Below are 24,546 nucleotides of genomic sequence, written 5' to 3' on the forward strand. Positions count from 1 at the left end.
ACAACCCACCTCCGTGCTCACAACGCCCCTAGACTTTCCAAGCGCTGACACATGTGACAGGGGGCGGGCGCGGATGACTGTGCGACTGGAGAACGCGGAGAACTTCGAGGCGCGGGACTCCGGAGTGCCGGCCCCTGGTCAGCGCGTCAAGGTGCGCAACCGGCCTTGGGTGGTCACCGACGTGACCCGTTCCGCAACCGTCTCCGACGACCCGGCTCGCGCCGCCGAAGCCTCCGCGACGCACCTGGTCGAGCTGTCCTCGCTGGAGGGGGACGCCCGGGACGAGCGGCTGCGCGTGGTGTGGGAGCTGGAGCCGGGTACCAGCGTCCGCGACGAGGACGAGTTGCCGTCGCCCTCCGCCGGTTTCGACGAGCCCGGCCGTCTCGACGCCTTCCTGGACGCGGTCCGCTGGGGCGCCATCGCCTCGGCCGACAAGACGGCGCTCCAAGCGCCCTTCCGCTCGGGTGTCGAGATCCAGGACTACCAGCTGGACCCGGTCGTCCGCGCCCTGTCGATGCCCCGGACGAACCTCCTGATCGCTGATGACGTGGGCCTCGGCAAGACGGTCGAGGCGGGCCTGGTCATGCAGGAGCTCATGCTGCGCCATCGCGCCCGCACCATGCTGATCGTCTGCCCGGCCGGGCTCACCCTCCAGTGGCGGGACGAGATGCGCGACAAGTTCGGCCTGGACTTCCGCATCGTCGACACGAAGCTGCTCCAGGAGCTGCGCCGCTCCCGGGGCCTGTACGCGAACCCGTGGACGCACTATCCGCGGCTGATCGTCTCCGTGGACTGGCTGAAGCGTGAGCGCCCGCTGCGCATGCTGCGCGAGGTCCTCCCGCAGGTCCCCGAGTACCCGCGCGCCTTCGACCTGCTCGTCGTCGACGAGGTGCACACCTGCGCGCCTTCCGGCACGGGCAAGTACGCGGTCGATTCGAACCGCACCCGGGCCATCCGGACTCTTGCTCCGCACTGCGAGCACCGTCTCTTCCTCTCCGCGACCCCGCACAACGGCTATCTCAACTCCTTCACGGCGCTCCTGGAGCTGCTCGACGACCACCGCTTCGCTCGCGGTGTGAAGCCGTCCGAGGAGCAGCTGCGGCGGATCATGGTGCGCCGGCTGAAGTCGGAGCTGCCCCCCGACTGGCGGGGCAGGTCGCGCTTCCCGAAGCGAGTGCCGCACGCGCTGGAGGTGTCGTACACGGAGGAGACGCGCGGCGCGTACGGGAAGCTGTCCGCGTACGCCCGCTCCCGCCGCGAGGCCGGGAACAGCAGCACGGAGCGAACGGCGTCGGACTTCGTCACCACACTGCTGAAGAAGCGCTTCCTGTCGTCCCCGAAGGCGTTCGCGGAGACCATTGACGTCCATCTGAAGACGATGACGGAACGGGGGAACGGCCCTGCTGCCCAAAAGCCGCCGAGCGAGAAGGTGCTCCGCCCGCTGATCGACCGGGTGGAGGAGACGGCCGAGTCCGACGAGGAGCACACCGAGGCGGCCGAGCAGGCCATGACCGCCGTACGCCAGGCCTCTCACCCGCTCACGGACACCGAGCGGACGCTCCTCAAGGAGCTGAGCACCTGGGCGCGGGATGCGACCCGGCGGCCGGACGCCAAGTTCGAGGCGCTGACCGAGTGGCTCGACGGCATCGTGTGCAAGAACGGCCCGCTCGGCGACTGGGAACCGCGGCGGGTGATCGTCTTCACCGAGTACCGCGACACCCAGCGCTGGCTCTACGACCGTCTCATCGCCGCCCACTACCCGAAGGAGCGCATCGCTCTCCTCTACGGCGGCCAGCGCCCCGACGAGCGTGAGCATGTGAAGACGGTCTTCCAGGAGGACCCGTCCCTCTCCCCCGTACGCATCCTGCTGGCCACGGACGCGGCCAGCGAGGGCATCAACCTCCAGGCGCACTGCCACCGCCTGCTCCACTGGGAGATCCCATGGAACCCCAACCGCCTGGAGCAGCGCAACGGCCGTATCGACCGACACGGGCAGACGGCACGGGAAGTGGAGGTCTTCCACTTCGTGCCCGAGGGCTGGCAGGGCTTCGGCACCGACACCACGGACTCACAGCACGCCGACGGCACCCTTGAGGACGAGCTGCACTTCCTGGCCGTCGCGGCCCGCAAGACCGAGCAGATCCGCGAGGACCTGGGCAGCGCCGGCGAGATCATCGCCGCGCAGGTCGAGCAGAAGATGCTGGGCCGCCGGTCGAGCTGGACGACCGCCGACGCGGAGATCGCCAAGCGGTCCGGGCGGGCGGCGCTGAAGTTCGAGCGCGACCTGGCCCGCGAGCTGCAGAAGCTGGTCGACGAGCTGACGGGCAGCCGACAGGCCCTGCACCTCGACGCGCAGACCGTGCGCCGTGTGGTGAGCACAGCTCTTCAGCTCGCCCACCGCAAGGACCTGACCGAGGTCCCCGATCCGAACCCGGACCCCGATCCGCGGAAGCACGCCCGCTGCTTCCGGCTGCCCGAACTGCCCGGCACATGGGCACACGCCCGCAACGAGGGGCTGATCCACCCTCTCACCGGTGTCGAACGGCCGGTCGTCTTCGACGAGGCGGAGGCCCGGGGGCGCACGGATGTGGTCCTTCTCCACCTGGGCCACCGTCTGGTCCAGATGTGTCTGACGCTGCTGCGGGCGGAGCTGTGGTCGGACAGCCGCGAGGCGCGCCTGTCCCGGGTCACGGCCCGGGTCGTCCCCGGTGATCTGCTGCGCACGCCCGCCGTGGTGGCACACGGCCGGGTCGTCATCTCCGGAAGCAGCGGCGCGCGTCTCCACGAGGAGATCATCACCGCGGGTGGCGCGATCGCGGCCGGGAAACTCGACACCGCCCGGCAGGAGGAGCTGGACACCTGGCTGTCCGCCGCCACGGACGAGCTGCCCGCCGAGGAGGTGACCGCCGAGCTGGCCGAGCTGTGGGCCGAGGGCCTGGAGACACGGCTGGGCAGAGCCCTGAGGAACCGCGCTCACACCAGGTTCCGTTCCCTCGAGAAGCTGCTCGCCACCAGGTGCGAGGAGGAGGTCGAGGGCATGCGCAAGGTCCTCGCCGAGCTGGAGCGGTCCATCAGGGACCGCCTCGACGACCAGAGCTACTGGAAGCAGGGCTCTCTCTTCGATATCGACGACGAGCGCAACCAGCTCAACGCCGACCATGAGGCCCTGACCGAGCGCCTCAAGGGCATCCCCGCGCTCGTCGAGTCGGAGACCGAGGCGCTGCGCCGCCGCTGGGCGGATCCCACACCACGCTGGTTCCCCGTCTCCGTCACCTTCCTCGTCCCGTCCGCCCTCGCCCGAGGAGTCCGTCGCTGATGCCGCCCGCCGCTCGTAAGAAGCTTCCGCCGAAGGGGCACATCCCCACGCCGGACGAGCAGCACGAGGAGTGGCTGAAGCTCCTGCGCCCCGACGGGCCCTTCCTCTCCCTCCCGGTGCTGATGGCGGTGTTCCCGCAGGGCCTGGACGATGTCGCGGACGGTCTGCGGCCACGCCTGCGCCAGGCCTGGGCCGAGGTGCAGGGGGACCCGGCCCTCCTTCGCCCAGCCTGGGAGCGGCTCGTCCTCGGCGAGCTGCTCGGCTGGACGCCCGGCCTGCGCGACGGCGCCGCCCTCCCCCCGACGCTCCGGGCCGGCGCGAACACCCCCGACGCGGCCCTCCTCGGCCCCTCCCCCGACGGGTCACGCCCGCGCGTCCTCTTTTTCCGCACGCCGGGCTGGGGCGACTCCCTCACCCGGGCCAAGGGCGACACGCCGTCCCTGGTCGACCGGGCCGCCGACCTGGCCCGCTGGCGCGAGGTCCCCCTCGCCCTGCTGACCAACGGCCGCGAATGGGCACTGGTGCACGCCCGCCCGAAGGAGGCGCAGACCGTCGCGGTCTTCGACGCCGACCTGTGGTTCGAGGAACCCCTCCTGCTGCGCGCCTTCGCCAGCCTCCTGCACGCCCGCCGCGCCGCGCTGCCCGCGCGTGACAGGGAGGGAGCGCACACCTCGTCCCTCGCCGCGCTGTTCGCCCGTACGGCGGAGCAGCAGGCGGAGGTCACCGACACCCTGGGCAAGCAGGTCCGGGCAGCCGTGGCCCTGCTGGTGGGCGAACTTTCGCGCCTCGACCGCGAGTCGGGTGGTGACCTGCTCGCCGGCGTCCGGGACAAGCAGGTGTACGAGGGCGCGCTGACGGTGATGATGCGCCTGGTCTTCCTCCTCTACGCGGAGGAACAGCGCCTGCTGCCGTCCGGGGACGCGCTGTACGACGCCTCCTACGGCGTCGGCCCCCTCTACGACGACCTGTGCGAGGCCCGCGACCTGCACGGCGGCGAGCTGGGCGACCGCCGGGCCGCAGCGTGGCCGCGCCTGGCCGCGCTGTTCGCGGCGATCCACGGCGGCTGCCTGCACGAGGAGCTGTGGATCCCCGCGTACGGCGGCTCGCTCTTCGACCCGGCCCGCTTCCCGTGGCTGGCGGAGGCCAAGGTCACGGACCGGGTGGTGTACGAGATCCTGCACGCCCTGCTGACCCTGCGCCGCAAGGGTGTGAAGGGTGAGGAGGCCCTGTCGTACAAGGGCCTGGACGTCGAGCAGATCGGGCACGTCTACGAGGGTCTGCTGGAGTACGGCTGCCGGAGGGCCGACGAGGCGTACGTCGGGGTGGTGCTCGGCCGTGACAAGCAGTACGAGGCGGTTCTCCCGCTGGCCCGCCTGGAGGAGTGGCGGGGCGCGGGCGGTACGGCGCTGGCGGCCGGCCTGAAGGAGGCCACCGGCGTCTCGGCCTCCCAAGTGAACTCCGCCATGGCGAAGTCGACCGGCACGGTGACGGCCGAGCTGCACGCCGCCTGCGACAACGACGAGGCGCTGGCCGCGCGGGTCGCGGTCTTCGAGGCCCTGGTGGGCGACGACCTGCGGGGAACGCCGCTGGTCTTCCCCGCGGGGTCCGTCGTCATGGTCCGCTCCAGCGACCGCCGGAACACGGGTACGCACTACACGCCGAAGAAGCTGGCTGAGGAGGTCGTCGAGCACACGCTGGCGCCCCTGTGTTACTCGCCCGGCCCGGCCGAGGGGGCGGAACCGGGTGTCTGGCAGGCCAAGTCAGCTGATGAGCTGCTGAAACTGCGGGTCCTGGACCCGGCGATGGGCTCGGGTGCCTTCCTGGTGTCGGCCTGCCGCTATCTGGCCGACCGGGTGGTGGAGGCGTGGCTGCGGAAGCCGGAGCTGCCGGCGGAGATCGGCCGGGACGTCGACCGCGACGACCATGAGCAACTGCACCAGATCGCCCGGCGGCTGGTGGCCGACCGGTGTCTGTACGGCGTCGACCGCGACCCCATGGCCGTGGAGCTGGCCAAGCTGTCGCTGTGGCTGGTGACGCTGGCGAAGGGGCGGCCGTTCTCGTTCCTGGACCATGCGTTGCGGAGCGGGGACTCGCTGGTCGGGGTCATCGACGTCCGGCAGATCAAGGCGTTCCATCTGGAGTGGCAGGACCGGCAGTTGAGTCCGGATGTCGCGCGGGCGCTGGACGTCACGGAGACGCTGCTGTCGGAGGCGGCGGAGCTGCGGCGGGAGATCGAGTCGACCGCGGTGACCGATATCCGCGTGGTCCGGGACAAGGCGGAGCTGCTGGCCAAGGCGGAGTCCCGGGCCGATCGTCTGCGGCTAGCGGCAGATGCGGTGGTGGGGGCCGCGCTGGCCGCGGAGGGCATCTCCGACGAGGAGGCCGCGGAGCTCTCCGGTGAGGAGCAGCAGGGCGGGGCCCGGGGCGCGGCGCGCTTCCGTGATGCCAAGGAAGACGCGAAGTCGTGGGCGTACCGGAACCGGTTGGAGGCAGTGGCCGGGCTGGTGGCCACCGCGTTGGAGGACGGGCCGGGGGCTGAGGGGGCGGCTGAGCGAGCTCGGGGGATTGTGGAGGGGTGGCTGAAGGGGCCTCGGGCTGAGGCTATTCGGCCGTTGCATTGGCCGTTGGAGTTTCCGGAGGTCATGGGGGTGGGGTCCGGGGGCGGGTTTGATGCGGTGGTGGGGAATCCGCCGTTTGTGGGGGGCCAGAAGCTCACGGGGGCGCTGGGGCAGGACTACCGCGAGTACCTGGTGAACCGGGTGGGGGGCGGCAAGCGGGGTAGCGCGGACCTGTGCTCGTATTTTTTGCTGCGGAACCTGTCGCTGGCGCCGGGGCGGCGTACGGGGATCATCGCCACGAACACGATTGCCCAGGGGGATACCCGGGAGGTCGGGCTTGATCAGGCGACGGCCAATGGCTGGACGGTTTATCGGGCGGTGAAGTCCCAGCCGTGGGCCGGGACGGCGGCGGTAGCGGTGTCGTTGCTGTGGCTGGCCGGGGAGCTCGGGCAGGGTGAGGGTCCGGTGCTGAACGGCAACGAGGTTCGGGGGATTACGGCGGGGCTGGATCCGGCTTCGCGGGCGTCTGGGACGCCATATCGATTGGTGGCGAACGAAGCACAGGCGTTCCAGGGGTCGAACGTGCTGGGCAAGGGGTTCGTGCTGGAGCGTAAGGACGCACGAGAGCTGATCGCCAAGGACTCGAATAACAAGGACGTGCTGTTTCCCTACCTCATTGGCAAAGACCTGAACCAGCAGCCTGGTGCGATCGCGAACCGGTGGGTGATCAACTTCCATGACTGGGCGAAGGAGAAGGCGGAGGAGTACGCCGAAGTTTTTGCAATCGTGGAGCGGGACGTCCAGCCCGTGAGGGCGCTGAACAATCGAGCAGCGCGCCGAGAGCGATGGTGGCAGTACGCCGAGCGAGCACCGCAGCTATACGAGGCCATCGCAGATCTGGAACAAGTAGTAGTCATTGCGCGCGTCAGTAAGACGGTCACGCCGCTGCGTGTTCCTACCGGCCAGGTCATGAGCGAACAGGTCGTGGTATTTCCAACCAGTAGCGCAGCCGAGCTAGCGATACTCACCAGCTCCATGCATTACTGGTGGACCGTCAAATACTCCGGAGACATGCGCGGGGACCTGCGATACTCGCCCTCTGACGTCTACGAGAACTTCCCCCGTTGCCACGAGACACCGCGCCTCAATGAGGCCGGTCAGGCACTGGAGAAGCTTCAGCGGACAGCCATGGACAGCCGTGGCATCGGCCTCACCGCGCTGTACAACGTCGTCCACTCCGAGACGGAAACTGCCGCTGACTTGCGGGCAATTCGTGGCGCCCATGTCGAAGTTGACCAGGCAGTATCCGAGGCGTACGGCTGGGTGGATCTCGATCTGCAGCACGGTTTCCGTGAATCCGCACAGGGACCCCGTTTTACCATCGCCGCAGACATCCAGACTGAGGTCCTGGACCGTCTTCTGGAGCTGAACCACGCGCGCTACAAGGAAGAGCTAGACAAAGGCCTGCATACCCCGGAGGCCAAGCGCCGGCGGGCTGCTGCTCGCAAGGCCAAGGCGAGGGCACGAGCCTCTGCGCGCACATCCCAGAGCGTCACTTCGACCTTCGATGACGATGGGCTGTTCTCCCCGCCGGACGCCCTGTTCTGATCCCGTACGCCGACGCGCCCCGCACTCGGTTCTCACCAGGCGGGGCACGAGCGCGAAGCGGTCATGCCCCGGAGGCGTACACTACAAAGTCCGCCCACACCTCCGGCGTGAGTGCCAGTTGCGGCCCTGCAATGTCCTTTGAGTCGCGGACGTGAATGGCGCCGGAGGCTACGGCGATCTCGACGCAGGAGTCGCCGTCGGGGCCGCTGCTGTAGCTGCTCTTGAACCACGCCAGTTCAGAGCTGTCCCTGGCAGTGGGCTTGAGGATCATGTCTCTCCCAGCAGTTGCTCGATCAGCGCCAACGACTCCCCAGGCGGGAGAGCCAGCGCCCGGATGGTGCCATACCGCAGCTCAAGAATGCGAAGCTGCTTCGGCTCGGGCGTCGGGCGTCCGCTGAACGCGCCGTCGGAGCGCCCCACCGCCGTTCCGTCCTCGAACTTCAGCACTTCGATCCTGCCGCTCATGCCGGGATGGGGTGCGCTGTCCATCGGCATTACCTGGAGGGTGACGTTGTTCAACCGCCCCACCTCCAGCAAGCGTTCGAACTGCTGTCGCCGCACCATTGTGCCTCCAACCGTGCGGCGCAGCGTCGCCTCTTCCAGGACGAAGCTGAGCGCGGGCGCGGGCGACCGCTCGTACACGGCCTGCCGTGCTACACGGGCGGCCACCCGGCGTTCCAGGTCTTCCGGCGAGTAGGCAGGCTGCCAAGACTCCAGCAGGGCGCGAGCATGCTCGGGCGTCTGCAGCAGACCGGCGATGTTGCAGCACTCGTACACACCGATCTCAACCGACCGCGCCTCCATCTGCGCCAGGTCCCGCACCTTCTTCGGGTACCGAACCTTCTTCACATCCTCCTTCATCGCCGAAATCAGCCCACCGGCGTTCAACACCTCGTCGGCCTTGTCCAGGTACTCGAACCGAGGGATCCGCTTCCCGCCCTCGATCTTGTAGACGAGATCCTCGCCGTACCCGACCGCCGTCCCGAACTCGCCGGCGCGCATCCCCACCGCCTCCCGCCGCAGCTTCAGCTGCCGCCCCACGGTGGCGATGACCGCCAGGCCCCACTCGTCGTCGGGGTCCACCTCCCAACCCGGCTCATCCGCCTCGCTCTTGAGCCGCATCGCTTCCCCGTCGACCGTCATCGCACCGCCCCTCTGCCGAACCGCCGAACCTCGACGCTCCACCGCCGTACGGCCCCTCCCGACAAGCCCGGACACGACCGGACAAGCAGCCGACAGTGACCGTACGTATCGACTTCGTCACTGTTCACGGTAAGCGCGGACCGCCACGCTGAGTGACGTGAATCAGGAAATCGCCGAACTCGGAACCGAACTGCTCCACCACATCCGCAACTTCAGCGTGCCGCTGTCCGCCACACCACGCGGAGCCCGCCTCGCCCGCCTCTTGGCGAACGAACAACTCCGCACCTGGGGACTGCCGCTGGACCCCGCGGAGCACCTCGTGGCCGAGCTGGCGGCCAACGCCGTCACACACGGCCGCGTCCCGGGACGGGACTTCCGGCTCACGCTATACGTCGTGGGCGACACCCTCCGTATCGAGGTCACCGACACCAGGGGCGACCGGCTGCCGCACCGCGAACCCGTCACCCCCGACGGCGAGTCGGGCCGTGGCCTCGTCCTCGTAGAGGCTCTCGCGGACCGCTGGGGAGTGGCCCACGGACCCACCCCACGCAAGACCGTCTGGGCGGAGGTGAAGACCAGCGACACCGGATCGCGGACCGTCCCGACTCGGTACCCCACGCCCCGACCCCACGCGTGATCAAAGCTTTTCCGTGACCGGGTGGGGAGAACCGACCAAACCCAACCCCACCCACCTCCCCGCAGCACCCCAGGCCAACCCGTCACCCGGAAGAGTGGCGCTGCCCAACTGGGCTGGCATTCGGCCCGGTTCCCGGGCATATGCTCGCCGCGACCACAACCGCAGACATGCGACGGCCCCCGGCCGGGACGGCAATCCCGATCGAGGGCCTGACCACCGAGGAAGATAGGCCCCTTCCCGATGGATACCCCGCACCTTAGCGCGCCCCCGTGCGCCCAGCCGCTGAATCCGCGCGGCATCACCCACATCAACACCAAGCACACGACCCGCTTCACGGTCGTCGGCAACCACCTCACCCAGCACCGCCGGCTCTCCCTCACGGCGATCGGCTTGGCCTGCCACATCCAGTCGCTGCCCTCGGGCGCCCGCGTCGACATCAAGACGCTCGCCGCCCGCTTCCCCGAGGGCGAGACCCGTGTCGCCGCAGCCCTGCGCGAACTGGAGACCCACGGCTACCTGGCCCGCACCCGCGAACGCCTCCCCAGCGGCCGGATCGTCACGCACACGGTCTCGTACAACCAGCCTGCGACCGCCGAGACACCCCGCCCCGAAGCAAGCGCCGACCGCCCTCCTCAAGCACCCGCCTCTCCCCCACCGGCGCCGCCACAGCCCGGTGAACCGGAGACCGCGGGCGAGCCCGAACCCAGGCCTGCAGGCGACCCAAAGCATGACTCCGAGCCCGCAGCCCCTACCCCCAAGCCCTCACTCCCAGAACCCCAAACCCCCGACCTCGACCGCCACCGCACCGCCACCGCGCTCCTCACCACCCTCCACCACCACGACCCCCGCCTGCTCCTCTCCGAGCGCGACGTCCGCGCCCTGGCCCCCGCAGCAGCCGCCTGGCTCGAACGCGGCGTGCGCCCCGAGGCCATCCGCCATGCCCTGACGTCGAACCTCCCGAGCAACCCCCGCCGCCCGGCCTCCCTGATCGCCTACCGCCTCACCGAACTCCTGCCACCCCCGGCACCCTCCGCGCCTCCCACACCCCCGTCAGGCGGCACCGACGCACCGCCACCCCCTCCCCCTTTCCGCAACTGCGAGGGCTGCGAGCGCGCCATCAGAACACCCACACCCGGCTCCTACTGCCGCGACTGCCGTGACGCGGGCCTGGACACCTGCGCGGCGGCATAACTCCCTCCCAACAAAAGCAACTTCACGCATCAAACCGATGTTTTAGGGTGTTCATCGTGACAACAGAAGACCTCTTCCCGCGCGTCACGGCCCTGGAAGGCGCCGATCCAGAACTCGTCGCGATCGGCGAGCGCTACTGGGCCCTCGCGGGATTCCACGCGGAGACCGGCACGCCCGTGTGGTGCGAGCGGGCGACGGACATCGAGACCCTGGGCTGGGGAAACCGGCACTATGTGATCGCAGCGGCCGGTACTCGCGCGGTCCTGGAGGGGCGAAACTGCCCCGAGTGCGGCGGACCGTTGAGCCTGGTCTCCCGTACGAGCCTCCAGCAGGTCTGCCTGGACGACGACACCGTGGTGTGCGCGGACTGCTCGCCGTCACTTACCGAGCTGGTACGCCAGCTCGCCGATCCCTCCAGGCAAAAGAAGCGCCAGGTCGCCAAGGCCATGGCGCGTCAGCAGTCCGCACTGCGGGAGGCACGCGCTCGCTGGGACGAGCTCTGCCAGGCAGCCGTCGAGGCGAAGTATCCCTTCCGTCTTCTCGCCGAGTCGGACATCCCGACCCGAGCCGGCGTACGCGAGATGATCGCCACGCTCGCCCTCCTCCGCTACGCCCCCTCCGCGACTCCGTTCACCGCGGTGAGTGCCTGGACCGCCCCGCTGCATCCCGATGCCGCAGCCTCCAGCCACCTGCTCAACTCGTCCCTCTCGGCCGGCCTCCTGCGCGTCCACCCGAGCAGCCCCCACCACGCCTTCGTCTGGCGGCCGGACTCCTTCGAGACCGGGTTACAGGAAGCCGAAGGCGACCTGGACAACGTCCCCACCCCCACGCTCGAAAGCAGCTACTACCCCCAGAGGGCGTACTTCTACGCCCCCTACGGCACCAGCATGGGCACCGCCGCCGAGAACCTGGACGCCCACCTGAGCTCCGCGCTCGACCCCGCCGTCCTCACAGCGGCGCGCCAGCAGGACCTCCTGAACGCCGTGGTCGAGCTGGTCGCCGAGGAGGCGCTGCGCTATTTCACGCATCGCCTGGACGAGCTGTACCTGCCGGAGGTCCCGGAGAACCAGTACGCCCGGCTCAAGGAGGCCGCCTACCGGGTCGCCGAGGTCCGTCCGCTCGGCGAGATCTACAACCTGGTGTGGCGGTCCACGCGGGCGGCAGCCGAGGGAGCTCAGAAGCACCCTCGTGCGCCCCGCGCCAACATGACCACGCATGCGCTCAACCAGTTCGAGGGCCACGCCCAGCGCGCCTGCGACGAGCCCGGATGGGCGATCAAGCCGTTCACCGAGATCACCTCACTCGGGCTCGCCGCCATGACGCGCGTCCTCTTCTACGGCGTGCTCGATCAGCCACCCTTCGAGACCTCCCTGCCCGACATAGCCGCAGCCCTCCCGCCCGCGCTCCCGGGGCCGCCGGACGACCCCACTTCCGCCCGCTCCGGAGAACGGCCCGAGGCCCTGGACGACATCCTCGCCGTCCTGACCGACGACCCGGAGGTATGGCAGCCTGAGCGCGTCCATGAGCTACTGGGCGACCTGCGGGAACTCTGCGCGGACGAGCCGGACTGGCACGTCGACAGCCACCTGATCGGGCGGGGCGCGGCCCGCCTGCGCCGCATGTACGACCGGCTCGCCCCGGCCATCGGCGCCCGTCAGGCGGCGCTCGCCGTACTCGCCGCCACCCCGCTGCTCGACCGCCCGATCGTCACGAACGGGGAGAGCGCTCCCTGCGGACCCTGGATCATGAACCATCTGACGGACGGGTTGCTGGGCCTCGGCGACGACCCCGTCTCCGCCGCAGAAGCGGAGCTTCCGTAGCAGTCACCCAGGGCCGGGCTCAGGCTCACCGCAGTTCGGCCCACGTCCCCATCGTCGACTCCAGCGTCCAGATGCGGACCTCCGCCTGGACCCGGGACGCGTACTGATCCCGCTCGGCGACGATACTCAGGTCACCGGTGCCCAGTTGCTGACACACAGCGTGCTCGGCCAGATCCATCCCTGTGGTGCCGCCGTCGCACAGGGCGGTGAGGAATGCGCCGTCCCAGGTGCGCTCGTGCAGGACCCAGGGAGCCTCGCCCTCGGCGGTCTTGCGCAGCAGGCCCATGAAGGCCGCGGCACGTTTGCGACGGGCGTCCCCGTCCTTGATCTGGAAGACGTGGTTGCCCGTCTCGACCACGGTGGCGGTCGGCAGTACGAAGCGGACCTTCGCCTTCAATCTGGCGTCCATCTCCGCCAGGACCGCCGAGCGGTTCCCGTTCATGTGCGGCACGTCGAGGATCTCCACGAAGACCGACGTATCCAGGAAATCGACGACGGGGAGTTGCAGCCCTGGCCGACGCTGACTGCTCACGGGCTCACAGACTCCTCAGAAAGTCCTCGACATCGGTCACGCCCGTATCCCGCGGACGTACGGCTTCGGGCAGCCGCCCCTTGGTCACCGCGTCGCCCAGGTCGCCGGCCGCCAGGAGGTCGACGTAACCGGGCAACTCCGTGAGACGGGACAAGCGGCTCTCGCCCGAGTCGGCGTCCCTGCTGCACACGACGACACCGGAATGGTCCTGCGCGGTGAGGGAGTTGAGCAGGGCCGGGCTGTGGGTGGTGAAGAGGACATCGATGCGGCGCCGCTGCGACTCCTCCTTCATCAGGCGCAGCACCCGCGCCGCCTGGGTGGGGTACAGACCGTTCTCGATCTCCTCGATGACCAGGTGCCGCTGAGCCCGGAGGGGTTCCTCCCCGCCGTCGGAGACCGGCGCACTGAGCAGCGCGGTGCCGAAGGCCAGGAACCTCAGCATGCCGTCACTCAGGAGCCGCGCGGGGACGTCGTGCTCCGTGCCGTGATAGCCCGCCTCACGCAGCACCAGCTGCACATCGCCCAGCTTCGTGCCGACGCTGGTGACCCCCCGCACCGGATACTCGGGCATGCCCGCCACCAGTTCCGTGAGCCGCTCGAACGCGGCCGGATCGGCCTGCTTCAGACCGGCGACCGCCGCGCTCAGGTTGTCCGCGCTGCGCCGGAGCTCGCTGTCACGGGCGTTGACGTACTGCCTCATGAGGTGCGGGACCGGGTCCAGCAGGAAGACGTCCCGCAGGACGGCGAGCACGTCCTGCGCGGCGCGGTGCACGAGCTTCGTCGCTTCCGTGGTCGCGGGCAGACGTACCGGAACCTGGCTGGTCAGCAGCCGGTCGGCGGCGAAAGGCACGCCCGGGTCGAGACCGCGTCGCCCGTTGAAGTAGCGCACATTGAGATCGCTGCGGCGTGGGTCCGCGGCATCGCTGGCCAGGAGCGAGCGGCCTGCCGCCAGCCGGCGGCCCGCGTACGGCACGCCTTCGACTGCTGTCAGCTCCTCTCCCAGGATGCGCACCTCGGGAGAGACCGCGATCACCACATCGAGGTCGAAGACGGCCTCACCGGACCGAACCCGGCAGCCGAGGCGGAAGCTGCTCTCGCCCAAGGGCGCACAGCCCTCGGCCCCTCCCCGGATCGGCTCCTCGCCACCCGTCCGCGGTCCGTCCAGGGCATCCCGCACCGGCTCGCCCAGTGCCAGCCGGGACAGCACCATCAAGCCGTCGAGCGCGTTGGACTTGCCGCTGCCGTTGCGCCCGATCAGCACGGTGAGGTCCTGCAGGGGCAGGCGCTGCTCGGTGAAGCTCTTGAAGGAGGTCAGGCGCACCTCCTCCAGACGGGGAGTCTCCACCGGGCACCTCTCTCACTCGCTCCGACCTGGCATGTGTGCCCACCAGCTAAGCAGCAGCCCTCGCGGGACGTCCATCGCCGACCGGCCGTGCCGCGCGGTCAGTCGTTCACGTGCAGCACGGTGAACGTGGTGACCGACTCCATCCGGGTCCTGTTGCCGTGCACGGCGAGATCACCGCGCACGACCACTTCGTGGCCCTCTCGGTGCGCCTCGGCCGCCTTGTCGTAGTCGTGCGCCTCCAGAACCATCCGCACGCGCCGGCTCCGGGGCTCGTACTCGTCCACGACTTGCCCCTGCACGGTGACCTCGCCCCACCGGGAACCCAGCTCCCTGCGCATGCGCACCACCGCGCCCCGCAGCACGGCGCCGCGCCGGCCGAGTCGCTCCCGCAGGTCCTTCGCGCCCGCTTCGAGCGCGGGCAGGAGCAGGCTGGGCAGTGCGATGGGCGGTGTCTCCTGGGGCATCGGCAGGTCGGCGGTCCAGTCGAAGCTCAGCTCGTACGGCCGACGCTCCTCCCCTGCGATACGCACCAACGCCTCGCAGAGATTCGCCGAAAGGCCGGCTGGGGCGAACTGGGCGAAGTCCACCAGCGAGTCGTCCCTGACCGACTGCATGGCTGCCTTCTGCGCACACACCACACCCGCGTACAGACGCCGGGACACGAGCCTCTCGAATGGCTCTGTCGGTCCGATGCGGGAGGTGTCGTGCATGTCGTCGAAGGGCAGTTCGTCCTGGGCCGGATCATCGGTCAACGGCTCGGGGATCGGGGTGTGCGCGGCGATGACGTAGCTGCCCACCCTCGTCTGGTCCAGACGGACGGAGGACACGAAATCCTTGACCTGCTGGGGCTTCTGGGCAGGCTGCACGGGTTGAGGAGCCAGGGCCGCAGCGGCCGCCGCGGTCATCAGCTCCTTCAGACCCGTGAGCGCGGGGACCAGGTCCACCAGGGGGGCCGTACCGGACGGCCCGGGCGGCAGGAGCCGCAGGAACTGCCAGTCGGCGGGCGGAAGCGTCATCTCCCGTAACACGTCGGCCGTTCGGCGCCCCTCCGCCACGGACAGCGTCTCCAGGAGATCGGCGACCCGGTCGGCGTAGTCACGCGGACGGCGATCCAGGGGTACCAGCACCTCGTAGGTGGGGCGCCTGCTGTCCTGCGGTGCCGGAAGAACCCACAGCTCTCCCCGGCCGTAATCACGTGCCGCGGACCAGCCCCGGCCGCGCAGGTAGCGGAGCAGGTGGCGCGGGGTCAGCTCGGCTGCGCGGTCGAACTCCGCTTCGGAGATCACGGTCATGACTCCACCAGCATTTCTCGGAACTCGCGGCCGAAGAGGCTGTGCAGGGCCGGGATCGTCAGCAGGTTCGCCTTCGGTACGGCGACTTTGAACTTACTGTCTTTGGGGCGGCCTTCCAATGGCGCGCCCTCGTGGAAGCAGGCCCAGTAGGCGGCGTAGCGCAGCAGCAGTCCGTCCGGGCTGACGTCCACCCATGCCGTGTGGTCGTGGGGTACCACCACGAGGAAGAGGAAGCGCGGCTCGTACCAGTCGCGGCCTGCCAGCAGGTTGTAGTTGTGGATCCTGAGCGGATAACGCCAGGCGTCGGAGCCGTCCTCGGGCTCGGCCTGGCTGCGGGCCCAGCACTTGACCTGGGCGAGGATCCGGGGGTGCTTGCGGACTCCGTCGCCGCTGGGATACGTGAACTCCCAGTCCACGCCCCGTCGGTCCCGCCAGGGCCTGGGCACGACGTCCAGGTTGGCGGAGATGGCCAGCGACTGCACGAACTGCTCGCCGAAGTCGCCCTGGTGGCCGTAGTCGCCCATGGATAAGGGCGATAACTGAGTCGGCTCCGGTTCGTAAGCCGGTTGCTGAGGAGGTGTGCCCGGGACGTTCTGTGCCTGCCCGGGCGATGTCGGGGCGCCCTGCCCCTGGGCAGGTACCCCTCTTCGCAGGGGGACGCCGTACGACTTCTGCACCGGCTCGTCCTGCATCCGTTCCCCCACGCCACGGCGTACCTGATCAGTGGCTCAGGGTAGTCAGAACAAGGTGCATCGGGAAAGTGGTTGATCACATTCCCTGCAGAAGTCCCTGCCCGCTGTCAGTGCGCGGCTCTATGGTGAGCGACGTGAGCCAGCAGAGCATCCCCGCGTCCTCCTCCGGCGGCGCCGCCTCGCCGGTCCTCGGTATGCCCGCGCCGCAGCAACTGCGCGACGAGCTCGCGGAGCTGGTCGTCACGGATCTGCTCGGTCCCATCGGCGGCGAGGAAGAGGAGCTCGCCGGCAGCCCCGTCGAGCACTACATCATCGGCCGGCTGGCTCCGGGCGGGGTCGTCCACGAGGGGCGGGTCAAGCTGGGCGGAATGCCCGTGGAACCCGCCACGCTCGACGAGGAGGTCGTCGCCGCCGTCCCAGACGCGGAGGAGGGCGACCCGGATCCCGACGCGCCGAACGTGCCCAGTCTGCAGCCCTCCTCGCTGGGCGTGACAGTCCGCGTCGACGGCGGTGTGGACGCACTGAAGGTGAACTGCTCCTGGGCGACGTACGAACCCGGACACTCCAAGGATCCCGAGTACACGGGTGGAACCGTCTGGCACCGGCGGGTGCACAACGGCTCTGCCACCGTGAAACTCCTGGAGGACGAGGGCATCGAGCCGCGCCAGGTGCTCGCCGAGGACTTCCCGAACGTCGTCGTCCGCGGAAGGGCACGGCGGCTGAACGGCGACTGGCTGGTCTCCCTGTTCCTCGTCAACGGGCAGGAGGACAGGGGCGGGTCTGCCAACTGGATGTTCCAGGTGGAGATGTCCGTGAGCGGCGCGGCGGAATCCGCGCCCTTCCTGCCCCGGCACGCCCCCGAGCGGTCCGGCGGCGACCCCGACGAGCGCCGGGAGCGGCGTTCCCTGGCGATGACGTACCGCTTCCACCCGGAATTCGCCGTCGGGCACGGCACCGGAGTGCACGCGCAGCCCAGCCCGGACGACCCGCTGCGGGCCATCACGGTCACGACCAAGGCCGCCCCCTCGTACGAGATCCCGCACACCGACGTGCCCGACCCGCGCTCCGAGCTCGACCATGACCTGGTCGAACTGGACAGCCTGGTCCTCGACATGAAGGCGCTGTCGGAGCTGGACCCGGACAGCCTGCGCGCCGCGCTGCTCCCGCTCGTGGAGGGCTACCGGGCCTGGATCGAGCGCACCCGGCAGACCATCACCGATCCAGCGGCCCGCCTCGACGGCTTCGAGGCCGAGGCGCGCCTGAACCTGAAGCGCGCCGGCGAGACGGCGGACCGCATCGAGGCCGGTATCCGGCTGCTGGTCGAGGGACCCGTCCTGGACTCCTTCCGGTTCGCCAACCGCGCGATGTGGCAGCAGCGCGTCCACACCATCGCCGCGGCCCGCCGGCGACGGGACCAGGATCTGCCTCTGGACACGGCGGTCACGGACGCCGACATCCCGAAGAACCGCAGCTGGCGCCCGTTCCAGCTGGCCTTCCTGCTGCTCAACCTCCCCTCCCTCGCCGATCCCGGTCACAGGGAGCGTGCCGACGACAACGCAGCCGTCGCCGACCTGCTGTGGTTCCCCACCGGTGGTGGCAAGACGGAGGCGTATCTCGGCCTCACCGCGTTCACCCTCGCCATACGCCGCCGTCTGCCCGGCCTCGGCGGTCTGGACGCCGAGCACGGCATGGCCGTCCTCATGCGGTACACGCTGCGACTGCTCACCATCCAGCAGTTCCAGCGTGCGGCGGCCCTTATCTGCGCCTGCGAGACGATCCGCCGTGACGACACCGCGCTGTGGGGCACGGCGCCCTTCCGTATCGGTCTCTGGGTCGGCGGCGGCGTCACCCCGAACACCACCGACCAGGCCAACGAATGGCTGAAGGACCGCCGCAAGAACAAGGGCCGCGGCCGGCGCAGCCGTGCGGGCTCCCCCCACCAGCTGACGAGCTGCCCCTGGTGCGGCACGAAACTGGACGCCGGGCGGGACATCTCCGTCGACCCCACCCTGCGCCGCACCTTCATCGTCTGCCCCGACGTGTTCTTCTGCCCCTTCGGTGAGGGAGCCTTCGAGACCGACCCGCACGAGCGGGGGCTTCCCGTTCTCGTCGTCGACGAGGAGATCTACCGGCTGCCGCCGAGCCTGGTCATCGCCACCGTCGACAAGTTCGCCCAGCTGCCGTGGAAAGGCGAGACCCAGGCCCTGTTCGGCCAGGTCGCCCGACGCTGCACCCGCCATGGGTACGTCACCGCGGACGCCGTCGACAGCGAATGGGAGCGGCACAGCCATCCCGCCCAGGGCAACCACCCTGCCGCCCGCACTGTCGACGCGCCCCGGGTCCGTCCGCCCGACCTGATCGTGCAGGACGAGCTTCATCTGATCTCCGGCCCGCTAGGCTCACTGACCGGACTCTACGAGGGCGCCATCGACAAGCTCGCCACCTGGGAGATCGAACCCGGCAGAGCCGTCCGCCCCAAGGTCATCGCGTCCACGGCGACCGTGCGCCGCGCGGAGCGTCAGATCAACGACCTCTTCGCCCGCCGCACGGCCGTGTTCCCGCCTCCCGGGCTGACAGCCGACGACAACTTCTTCGCCCGCCGGCGCCCCACCGACAAGAAACCGGGCCGCCGCTACGTCGGTATCTGCGCACAAGGCGTCCGTACCAAGTCGGTGGCCATCCGTGTCTACGTGGCTCAGCTGGCCGCCGCCCAGTTGCTTCACCAGCGTTACGGTCAGGGCGAACTCACCGACCCTTACATGACCCTGGTCGGCTACTTCAACAGTCTCCGGGACCTGGGCGGCATGCGGCGACTGGTCGAGGACGACATCTCCACCCGCCTCACCCGCGTCGACAGACGCGGCCTCGCCGTCCGCTTCCTCGGGGAGCCTGCGGAGCTCACCTCCCGGATGTCCTCCGACGCCATCCCGGACATCCTGGAGAAGCTCGAGCTGCCGTTCACCGGCCCCCGCAAGGGCTCCCCCCGCCCCATCGATGTACTGCTCGCCACCAACATGATCGCCGTCGGCGTGGACGTCTCCCGGCTCGGCGCCATGGTCGTCAACAACCAGCCCAAGTCGACCGCCGAGTACATCCAGGCCACCAGTCGCGTCGGCCGCCAAGCGCCCGGGCTCGTCTTCACGGTTCTCAACTGGGCCCGGCCTCGGGACCTCTCCCACTACGAGACGTTCGAGTCGTTCCACGCCACGGTCTACCAGCACGTGGAAGCCCTCTCCGTGACCCCGTTCGCGGACCGGGCCATCGACCGTGGCCTCACCGGAGTGCTGGCCGCCCTCGTTCGGAACCTGAAGCAGGAGTACAACGGCAATCGCGGGGCGCAGTTCTTCGACACCAGGGGAGAACTCGCTGACCATGTGGTGCGCTATCTGGAGCGGCGTGCCGACGCCGTCACCCAGAACCGCCGCGTAGTGAGCGAACTGGGCACACGTCTCGGGCAGCGCCTGGACAACTGGGAGCGGAAACGGAAGGCCCCGGGCGCGGTGCTGGGCTATCGCTCCGCCCGGCGCCAGGGAGACGTCACGCCGCTCCTCAAGGAACCGGACGGATCGCGCTGGCAGCTGACCACCTGCCCGACATCGTTGCGTGAGGTGGAACCCCCGGTCCGTCTGATGTTCGTGGGTGATCTCGGCCAGGACCTCACCGCCGAGCCGCCGTTCAGCCCCCGCCCACAGCCCGACGCCCCCTCGGACGAAGACGACCATCGGGAGAAGCCGTGACGGCACCTGCCAACGGGCCCCTGCGTGTGGGCGAGCTCCGCCCCAGCCAGCTCCTGCACACCTACGGCGTCGGCTCGGTCGTCGACCTGCCCAACCTGTCCACCATGGTGCTGGGCCTCGACCACTGGGAGCTGGAGCGGGCGAAACCCTTGACAGAGGACCGTCTGCTCGCCGCTGTGCGCCGACGTCTGGGAGCCCAGGTCACCACCCTGCGCACCCCTCCACACCTGCCGGAGACCACCGACCCCTTCGGCGACTGGGCGAGGATCGGTGTCCCCGTGGCGCTCTTCCCCCGCTGGCTGCGCTGCTCCCGTGAACAGTGCAACCAGCTGGCGCCCGCATCATCGGGGCTCTTCGAACTGGAGGAACACTTCTTCCGTCCGGAGAACACCCGCTACGTCCACCACTGTTTCGGCCAGGGCCGCAGTAGACCCACCGCGGTACCGGCGCGCTTCCTGATCGCCTGCCCTGCCGGGCACATGGACGACTTCCCGTGGCAGTACTTCGTGCACCGCGGCGCGGCTCCCCCCGAAGACTGCAACACCCTCACCCTTGTGGAACGCGGTACGACCGGTGAGGCTGCCAACGTCTTCGTACAGTGCACCTGCAAGCACATCTCGGCCCGTTCCATGGCCGAGGCGATGGGCCGCCGAGGCGAGCAGGAACTTCCTGCGTGCCGCGGTCATCACCCGCACCTGGGCAGCTTCGAGGAGTGCGGCGAGACAGTCCGCACGATCGCCCTGGGGGCGACCAACAGCTGGTTCGCCTCCCAGCTCAGAGTGTTCAGCCTGCCCCGCGCCGACGAGCCCCTGGCCCAGGCGGTCCGCGAGCATTGGGGCTCCCTGCAACTGCTGGCCGCCGTTCCGGCCGAGGCGGCCAAGATGCTGCTCCCCACCCAGGCGTGCTGGCCCGAACTGGAGCCGTACGGCGTGGAAGCGGTGTGGAAGGCGGTGACAGCGGAGGCAGCTGCTGTGGCGGAGCCGGCGGCCCATGAGTCCGAGGACGACGACTTCGACCTCTCCACACCCGAATGGCAGGCCTTCACGGCCCCGCACAGGCACGAACTTCCCGACTTCACCACCGAGCACGAACGACTGCCCGAGAGCGCCAACGGGTGGCTTGAGCGCGTGGTCCTCGTCAACCGGCTGCGAGAAGTCTCCGCGCTCACCGGCTTCACCAGAATCGACGCACCGGAGTGGCTGCCCCAGGAAGAGGATCTCTCGTCACCCGCCGCGCGTCTGAGCCGTGAAGCGCCCACCTGGGTGCCCTGCGCGGAGCTCAGAGGGGAAGGCGTCTTCCTCTCCTTCCGCGAGGATCTGATCGCTGATTGGGAGAAGAGAACCGACGTCAAGGCCCGTGAGAGGGTGCTGAAGGAGGGACACCGGAAGTGGTGTCGGGCCCGCGGCATCGACCATGAGTGGCCCGGAATCCGCTACGTACTGCTGCACACCTTCGCCCATGTCCTGATCCGCCAGTTCGCTCTGGAGTGCGGTTACGGTGCCTCCGGCATAGCGGAGCGCATCTACGCCCGTACCGGCAAGAACCCCATGGCCGGGGTGCTCCTCTACACGGCGGCCCCGGACAGTGAAGGGACACTAGGCGGCCTGGTCTCCCTGGGCCGCAGGGAGCGTCTTGGCCCAGCCATTTCCCAGGCCTTCGAAGAGGCGAGACTGTGCAGCTCCGACCCCATGTGCTCGGAACACGACCCCCGTGTCCACGGACGCCTGCACGGCGCGGCGTGCCACGCCTGTCTCTTCGCTGCCGAAACGTCCTGCGAAAGAGGCAACCACTACCTGGACCGTGCCGTACTCGTCGAAACTCTGGCGGGTGATTTCGGAGCCTTCCGGCCGTGAGCAGCCGCCTGCCCGCTCTTCTCGCCGAGCTGGGGGAGCGGCTCCCGGCCGAGCGGCTTGCGGCGTGGGCAACCGCACTGAGAGCGGCGGAGCATCCCTACGACGTAGCACTCGACCAACTCGTGGAGGCTACTCCCGCCGCCGGTCTCGCTGTGGAGCTGAGGCGACTACGGCGGACTTGGCGGGAGGAGGCTCCCGAGCTGCCCGGCGCGGCACTCGCCCTGGCGCTTGACACAGTTGCTCGGACCGAGCTGTTCGATGCCGCGCGAAGTGATCTCGTCGTCAGCGGGCCGACCAGTCCAGCCATTCCGGTCCGGCTCACACGGGGCATCGCCATCGACGTCATACGCTCAGCGCAGCAGACACTCCTCCTTGCCAGCTTCGCTGCCTACGGCATTACCGACCTGGTAACGGAACTCGGACAGGCAGTACAGCGTGGGGTCCTCATAGACGTCCTACTCGACGGCTCGACCGCGGCAGCACGCCCTTTCACACCACTCAGGGACCAGATCCAGGTGTGGCTCCCGGCCGAAGGCTCGTCGATCGGCAGACTGCACGCGAAGGTCATCGCCGCTGATCGGCACACTGCCCTCTTGGGCAGCGCCAATCTCACGAACCGGGCCCTTGACGAGAACGTAGAAGTAGGCGTGATGCTGCGTGACCCGCGCCTTGTGGGCCGTCTGGTTGATCACTTTCGATGGTTGTCCAACAGGAGTACAGGCTTGCTGCGCCCCGGCTGACGACCCCATCCAGAACGGTTCAGGCGTCGTCAAGCACAAATTGCCCTGTGCGCAGCGCACGCGCAAGGCCCGCGAGGCGCGGTCGCAAGCACCCACCAACACTTGAACCGCAGTGACAACTGCGAAATGGCGCGAAGGCCAACGTGTTCAGTGGGGAGTGAACGCGTACTGCTGTTGGTCGGATTCGGCTGCGAGCAGCAGGGCGTCACGTAACAGTCGGCTGGACCCTGTTGGTGAGCTTCCGCAAGGCCTCGTCTGGTGTGGGGGCCAGCAGCCAGACGCTGTCCATGCCGGCATGGACCGAGCCATCCTCCGCCATGGCCAGGTGCTGGTTCCCGCGGTCGCGCATGCCGATCGGGTACAGATCGACGCCTGCCTGCTCAGCGAGGTCATCAATGATCTCCGCGTCCCAGAACGCGAGCAGCGGATCAAGCGAGAACTCCATCCACGGCATCGAGTCCCGCGGCTCGCGGTAGGGCACGCCCACTGCTCCGAACTCCGCCAGGAAGCACCGCGCCGCGTCATGCATCTCGAACTCGCCGGTCTGCAGGAGGATGCCCTCCCAGGTGTCCGTCGGAACCGAACGGCCCGGGAACCAGCCGCCCGCCCGCAGCACCCGGTCCGTCTCCTCGGACCAGCGAGTCCCGGCCTCCGGGCCGGTCTCCACCGTGTGCAGTCGCCTCCAGAAGGGGTGCTGGGGCGCTGGAGCGCCGGGCACCCAGAGGGCGGACCGGGCGCTCTGCGCCTCAACCAGGTAGGCCATCGCCTGGTCGATGGTCGAGGCCAGCAGTTCCACACCGTCCCTCACGAGGTAAAGGGCTCCGTCTTCGGTGATGCCCAGGAAACTGGCGCCCTCGTCCGCCGTGCCCACGGGGTAGAGGAGAGCTCCGGCTTCCCGGCTCGCCTTCGCGAAGCGCTCGTCCTGCCACTGGGCCTGGAGGGGATCGAACCGCACGGCAGACGACGTGGTGATCGAGTCGGAGGGCAGGCCGTACGTCACCAGACCGCCGAATTCGGACATGAACCGGCGCGTGGCATCGTGGGCCAGGAAAGAGCCGCGCTCACCGAGGATCGCCTCCCAGGTGCCCGTCGGCACGGAACGGCCGGGCCGCCAACCGACGCGCCTCAGCACTTCCTCGGTCTGTGGGGACCAGCTCCGTGTCTGATCAGCACTCACTCACACCACCGTCCAAAACCGGACCGCTGCGGCTTCACCGGATCCCAGGGGCGTTCGCGCTCCGCGTCCCCAGCCCAGGCAGTGCCGTACGCGACCCCGCGCTGACCGGCGTCCGGCAGCTGCATCGCCCTCACGATCCGCGGAGACACCTCCGCCAGCGTGCAATGAAATGTCAGTCCGATCACCGTCCCGAGACCCGCCTCACCACTCTGCCGGGCCCACTTCCGGGACATCGATCAACCCGTGAACCGGAACGTGGACGTGATCGCGTCGAAGATGTCGAAGAAAGAGTCCGCGAGGTCCAGGACCTGGCTGCTGCCGGCGACCAGGGCGACCTTGCCCTCCTGCCCCGGCACCGGGATGTACGTCTGCATCAGCACGGCCCTGATCGTGCGGTTGAGCGCGTCGCCCGGTACGGCGATGTCCTCGATTCCGTGTGTGCGCGCGGCCGGGCCCACACCGGGGATGTCGACCGTCGTCACCTTGCGCCAGGAGTCGCCCTCCCGCTTGGCTTCCTTGACCGCGAGCTGGCTCGCGATGACCGACGGGTCGTTCGACAGCGGCTCGCCGCGCTGGTTGCGGCCGCCGACCAGGGAGACGGTCACCGAGCCGGTGATCGGCGTGTCCCCGCCGAAGTTCTCCGCCATACAGCCGCAGTACATTGCGCCCGACTTCCAGGCATCGGCAGCGGCCTTCTGGAGGAAGTCGACGTAGGTGCCCCGGTGCTGCTCCAACTCCGGGCGCTGCTGCACCCGTTCGTTCACCATCCGCCGGATCGAGTCGTCCCGCGACTCCGGCCGTACGTCGAACTCCCACCACGACTCCGGCACCTTGATCCGGAACCCGCCTCGCTCGACGGTCAGTGTCTCCATGTAGCGGGCCATGACGCCGGTCTCCCCGTTCGC

Annotated in this window: 16 protein-coding genes; 8 read left to right on the plus strand and 8 right to left on the minus strand. The window is 69.3% G+C overall.

The genetic code is table 11. The features are described 5' to 3' along the window. Positions 1-73 precede the first annotated feature (73 nt). Both drmD and OO68_RS15665 read left to right on the plus strand, forming a co-directional pair. On the plus strand, positions 74-3,316 hold the full coding sequence (gene drmD, locus OO68_RS15660; protein WP_051814657.1) for a DISARM system SNF2-like helicase DrmD: 3,243 nt from the start codon (positions 74-76) through the stop codon (positions 3,314-3,316). Then, positions 3,316-7,482: an Eco57I restriction-modification methylase domain-containing protein gene (locus tag OO68_RS15665; protein WP_051814658.1), complete on the plus strand. Its 4,167-nt coding sequence runs from the start codon at positions 3,316-3,318 to the stop codon at positions 7,480-7,482. The genes drmD and OO68_RS15665 overlap by 1 nt, the downstream gene beginning before the upstream one ends. A 61-nt stretch (positions 7,483-7,543) precedes the next feature. Here OO68_RS15665 and OO68_RS15670 read toward each other — a convergent pair whose 3' ends face one another. Further along, entirely contained in the window at positions 7,544-7,753 is a 210-nt protein-coding gene (locus tag OO68_RS15670; RefSeq protein WP_033308971.1) for a DUF397 domain-containing protein, read from the minus strand. After that, positions 7,750-8,625 (minus strand): helix-turn-helix domain-containing protein, encoded by an 876-nt coding sequence (locus OO68_RS15675; RefSeq protein ID WP_033308972.1) that lies wholly within the window; start codon positions 8,623-8,625, stop codon positions 7,750-7,752. Before OO68_RS15675 ends, OO68_RS15670 begins: the two co-directional genes overlap by 4 nt. Positions 8,626-8,782: 157 nt before the next feature. On the opposite strand from OO68_RS15675, the gene OO68_RS42290 reads away from it, so the two are divergent. The 3 genes from OO68_RS42290 to OO68_RS43090 all read left to right on the plus strand — a co-directional run bounded on the left by OO68_RS42290 (position 8,783) and on the right by OO68_RS43090 (position 12,273). Next, positions 8,783-9,262, plus strand: a complete 480-nt coding sequence (locus tag OO68_RS42290; protein WP_051814659.1) for an ATP-binding protein — start codon at positions 8,783-8,785, stop codon at positions 9,260-9,262. Between the two features lie 240 nt (positions 9,263-9,502). After that, a complete protein-coding gene (locus OO68_RS15685) occupies positions 9,503-10,453 on the plus strand; it encodes a helix-turn-helix domain-containing protein (RefSeq protein ID WP_033308973.1) in 951 nt (316 codons plus the stop codon). A 56-nt stretch (positions 10,454-10,509) separates the two neighbouring features. Further along, positions 10,510-12,273, plus strand: coding sequence for a hypothetical protein (locus OO68_RS43090; protein WP_157852721.1), 1,764 nt, complete (start codon positions 10,510-10,512; stop codon positions 12,271-12,273). A gap of 25 nt (positions 12,274-12,298) precedes the next feature. Here the strand turns inward: OO68_RS43090 and OO68_RS15695 are convergent, their stop codons facing one another. The 4 genes from OO68_RS15695 to OO68_RS43095 all read right to left on the minus strand — a co-directional run bounded on the left by OO68_RS15695 (position 12,299) and on the right by OO68_RS43095 (position 15,966). Continuing rightward, positions 12,299-12,805, minus strand: coding sequence for a hypothetical protein (locus OO68_RS15695; protein ID WP_157852722.1), 507 nt, complete (start codon positions 12,803-12,805; stop codon positions 12,299-12,301). Between the two features lie 4 nt (positions 12,806-12,809). After that, positions 12,810-14,150 (minus strand): AAA family ATPase, encoded by a 1,341-nt coding sequence (locus OO68_RS15700; protein WP_051814662.1) that lies wholly within the window; start codon positions 14,148-14,150, stop codon positions 12,810-12,812. 98 nt (positions 14,151-14,248) lie between these two features. Next, positions 14,249-15,442, minus strand: a complete 1,194-nt coding sequence (locus tag OO68_RS15705; protein WP_051814663.1) for a hypothetical protein — start codon at positions 15,440-15,442, stop codon at positions 14,249-14,251. Further along, positions 15,439-15,966 (minus strand): DUF4365 domain-containing protein, encoded by a 528-nt coding sequence (locus tag OO68_RS43095; RefSeq protein WP_209442586.1) that lies wholly within the window; start codon positions 15,964-15,966, stop codon positions 15,439-15,441. The genes OO68_RS15705 and OO68_RS43095 overlap by 4 nt, the downstream gene beginning before the upstream one ends. Positions 15,967-16,268: 302 nt before the next feature. Between OO68_RS43095 and drmA the strand changes: the two genes are divergently transcribed. Genes drmA through drmC form a run of 3 tightly spaced genes read left to right on the plus strand, consistent with a single transcriptional unit; the run spans position 16,269 to position 22,464 of the window. After that, positions 16,269-19,871, plus strand: a complete 3,603-nt coding sequence (drmA, locus tag OO68_RS15715) for a DISARM system helicase DrmA (protein ID WP_157852723.1) — start codon at positions 16,269-16,271, stop codon at positions 19,869-19,871. Then, positions 19,868-21,724, plus strand: a complete 1,857-nt coding sequence (drmB, locus tag OO68_RS15720; protein ID WP_033308974.1) for a DUF1998 domain-containing protein — start codon at positions 19,868-19,870, stop codon at positions 21,722-21,724. Before drmA ends, drmB begins: the two co-directional genes overlap by 4 nt. Beyond that, entirely contained in the window at positions 21,721-22,464 is a 744-nt protein-coding gene (gene drmC / locus OO68_RS15725; RefSeq protein WP_033308975.1) for a DISARM system phospholipase D-like protein DrmC, read from the plus strand. The genes drmB and drmC overlap by 4 nt, the downstream gene beginning before the upstream one ends. 205 nt (positions 22,465-22,669) lie before the next feature. Here the strand turns inward: drmC and OO68_RS15730 are convergent, their stop codons facing one another. Together OO68_RS15730 and OO68_RS15735 are read right to left on the minus strand one after the other, a co-directional pair. Next, positions 22,670-23,641 carry an SUKH-3 domain-containing protein gene (locus tag OO68_RS15730; RefSeq protein ID WP_033308976.1) on the minus strand — a complete coding sequence of 324 codons (972 nt, stop codon included), beginning with the start codon at positions 23,639-23,641 and terminating at the stop codon, positions 22,670-22,672. A gap of 236 nt (positions 23,642-23,877) precedes the next feature. Continuing rightward, on the minus strand, positions 23,878-24,525 hold the full coding sequence (locus OO68_RS15735) for a hypothetical protein (RefSeq protein WP_033308977.1): 648 nt from the start codon (positions 24,523-24,525) through the stop codon (positions 23,878-23,880). Positions 24,526-24,546: the final 21 nt, after the last annotated feature.

Source organism: Streptomyces iakyrus (genome assembly GCF_000717055.1).
Classification (GTDB): domain Bacteria; phylum Actinomycetota; class Actinomycetes; order Streptomycetales; family Streptomycetaceae; genus Streptomyces; species Streptomyces iakyrus.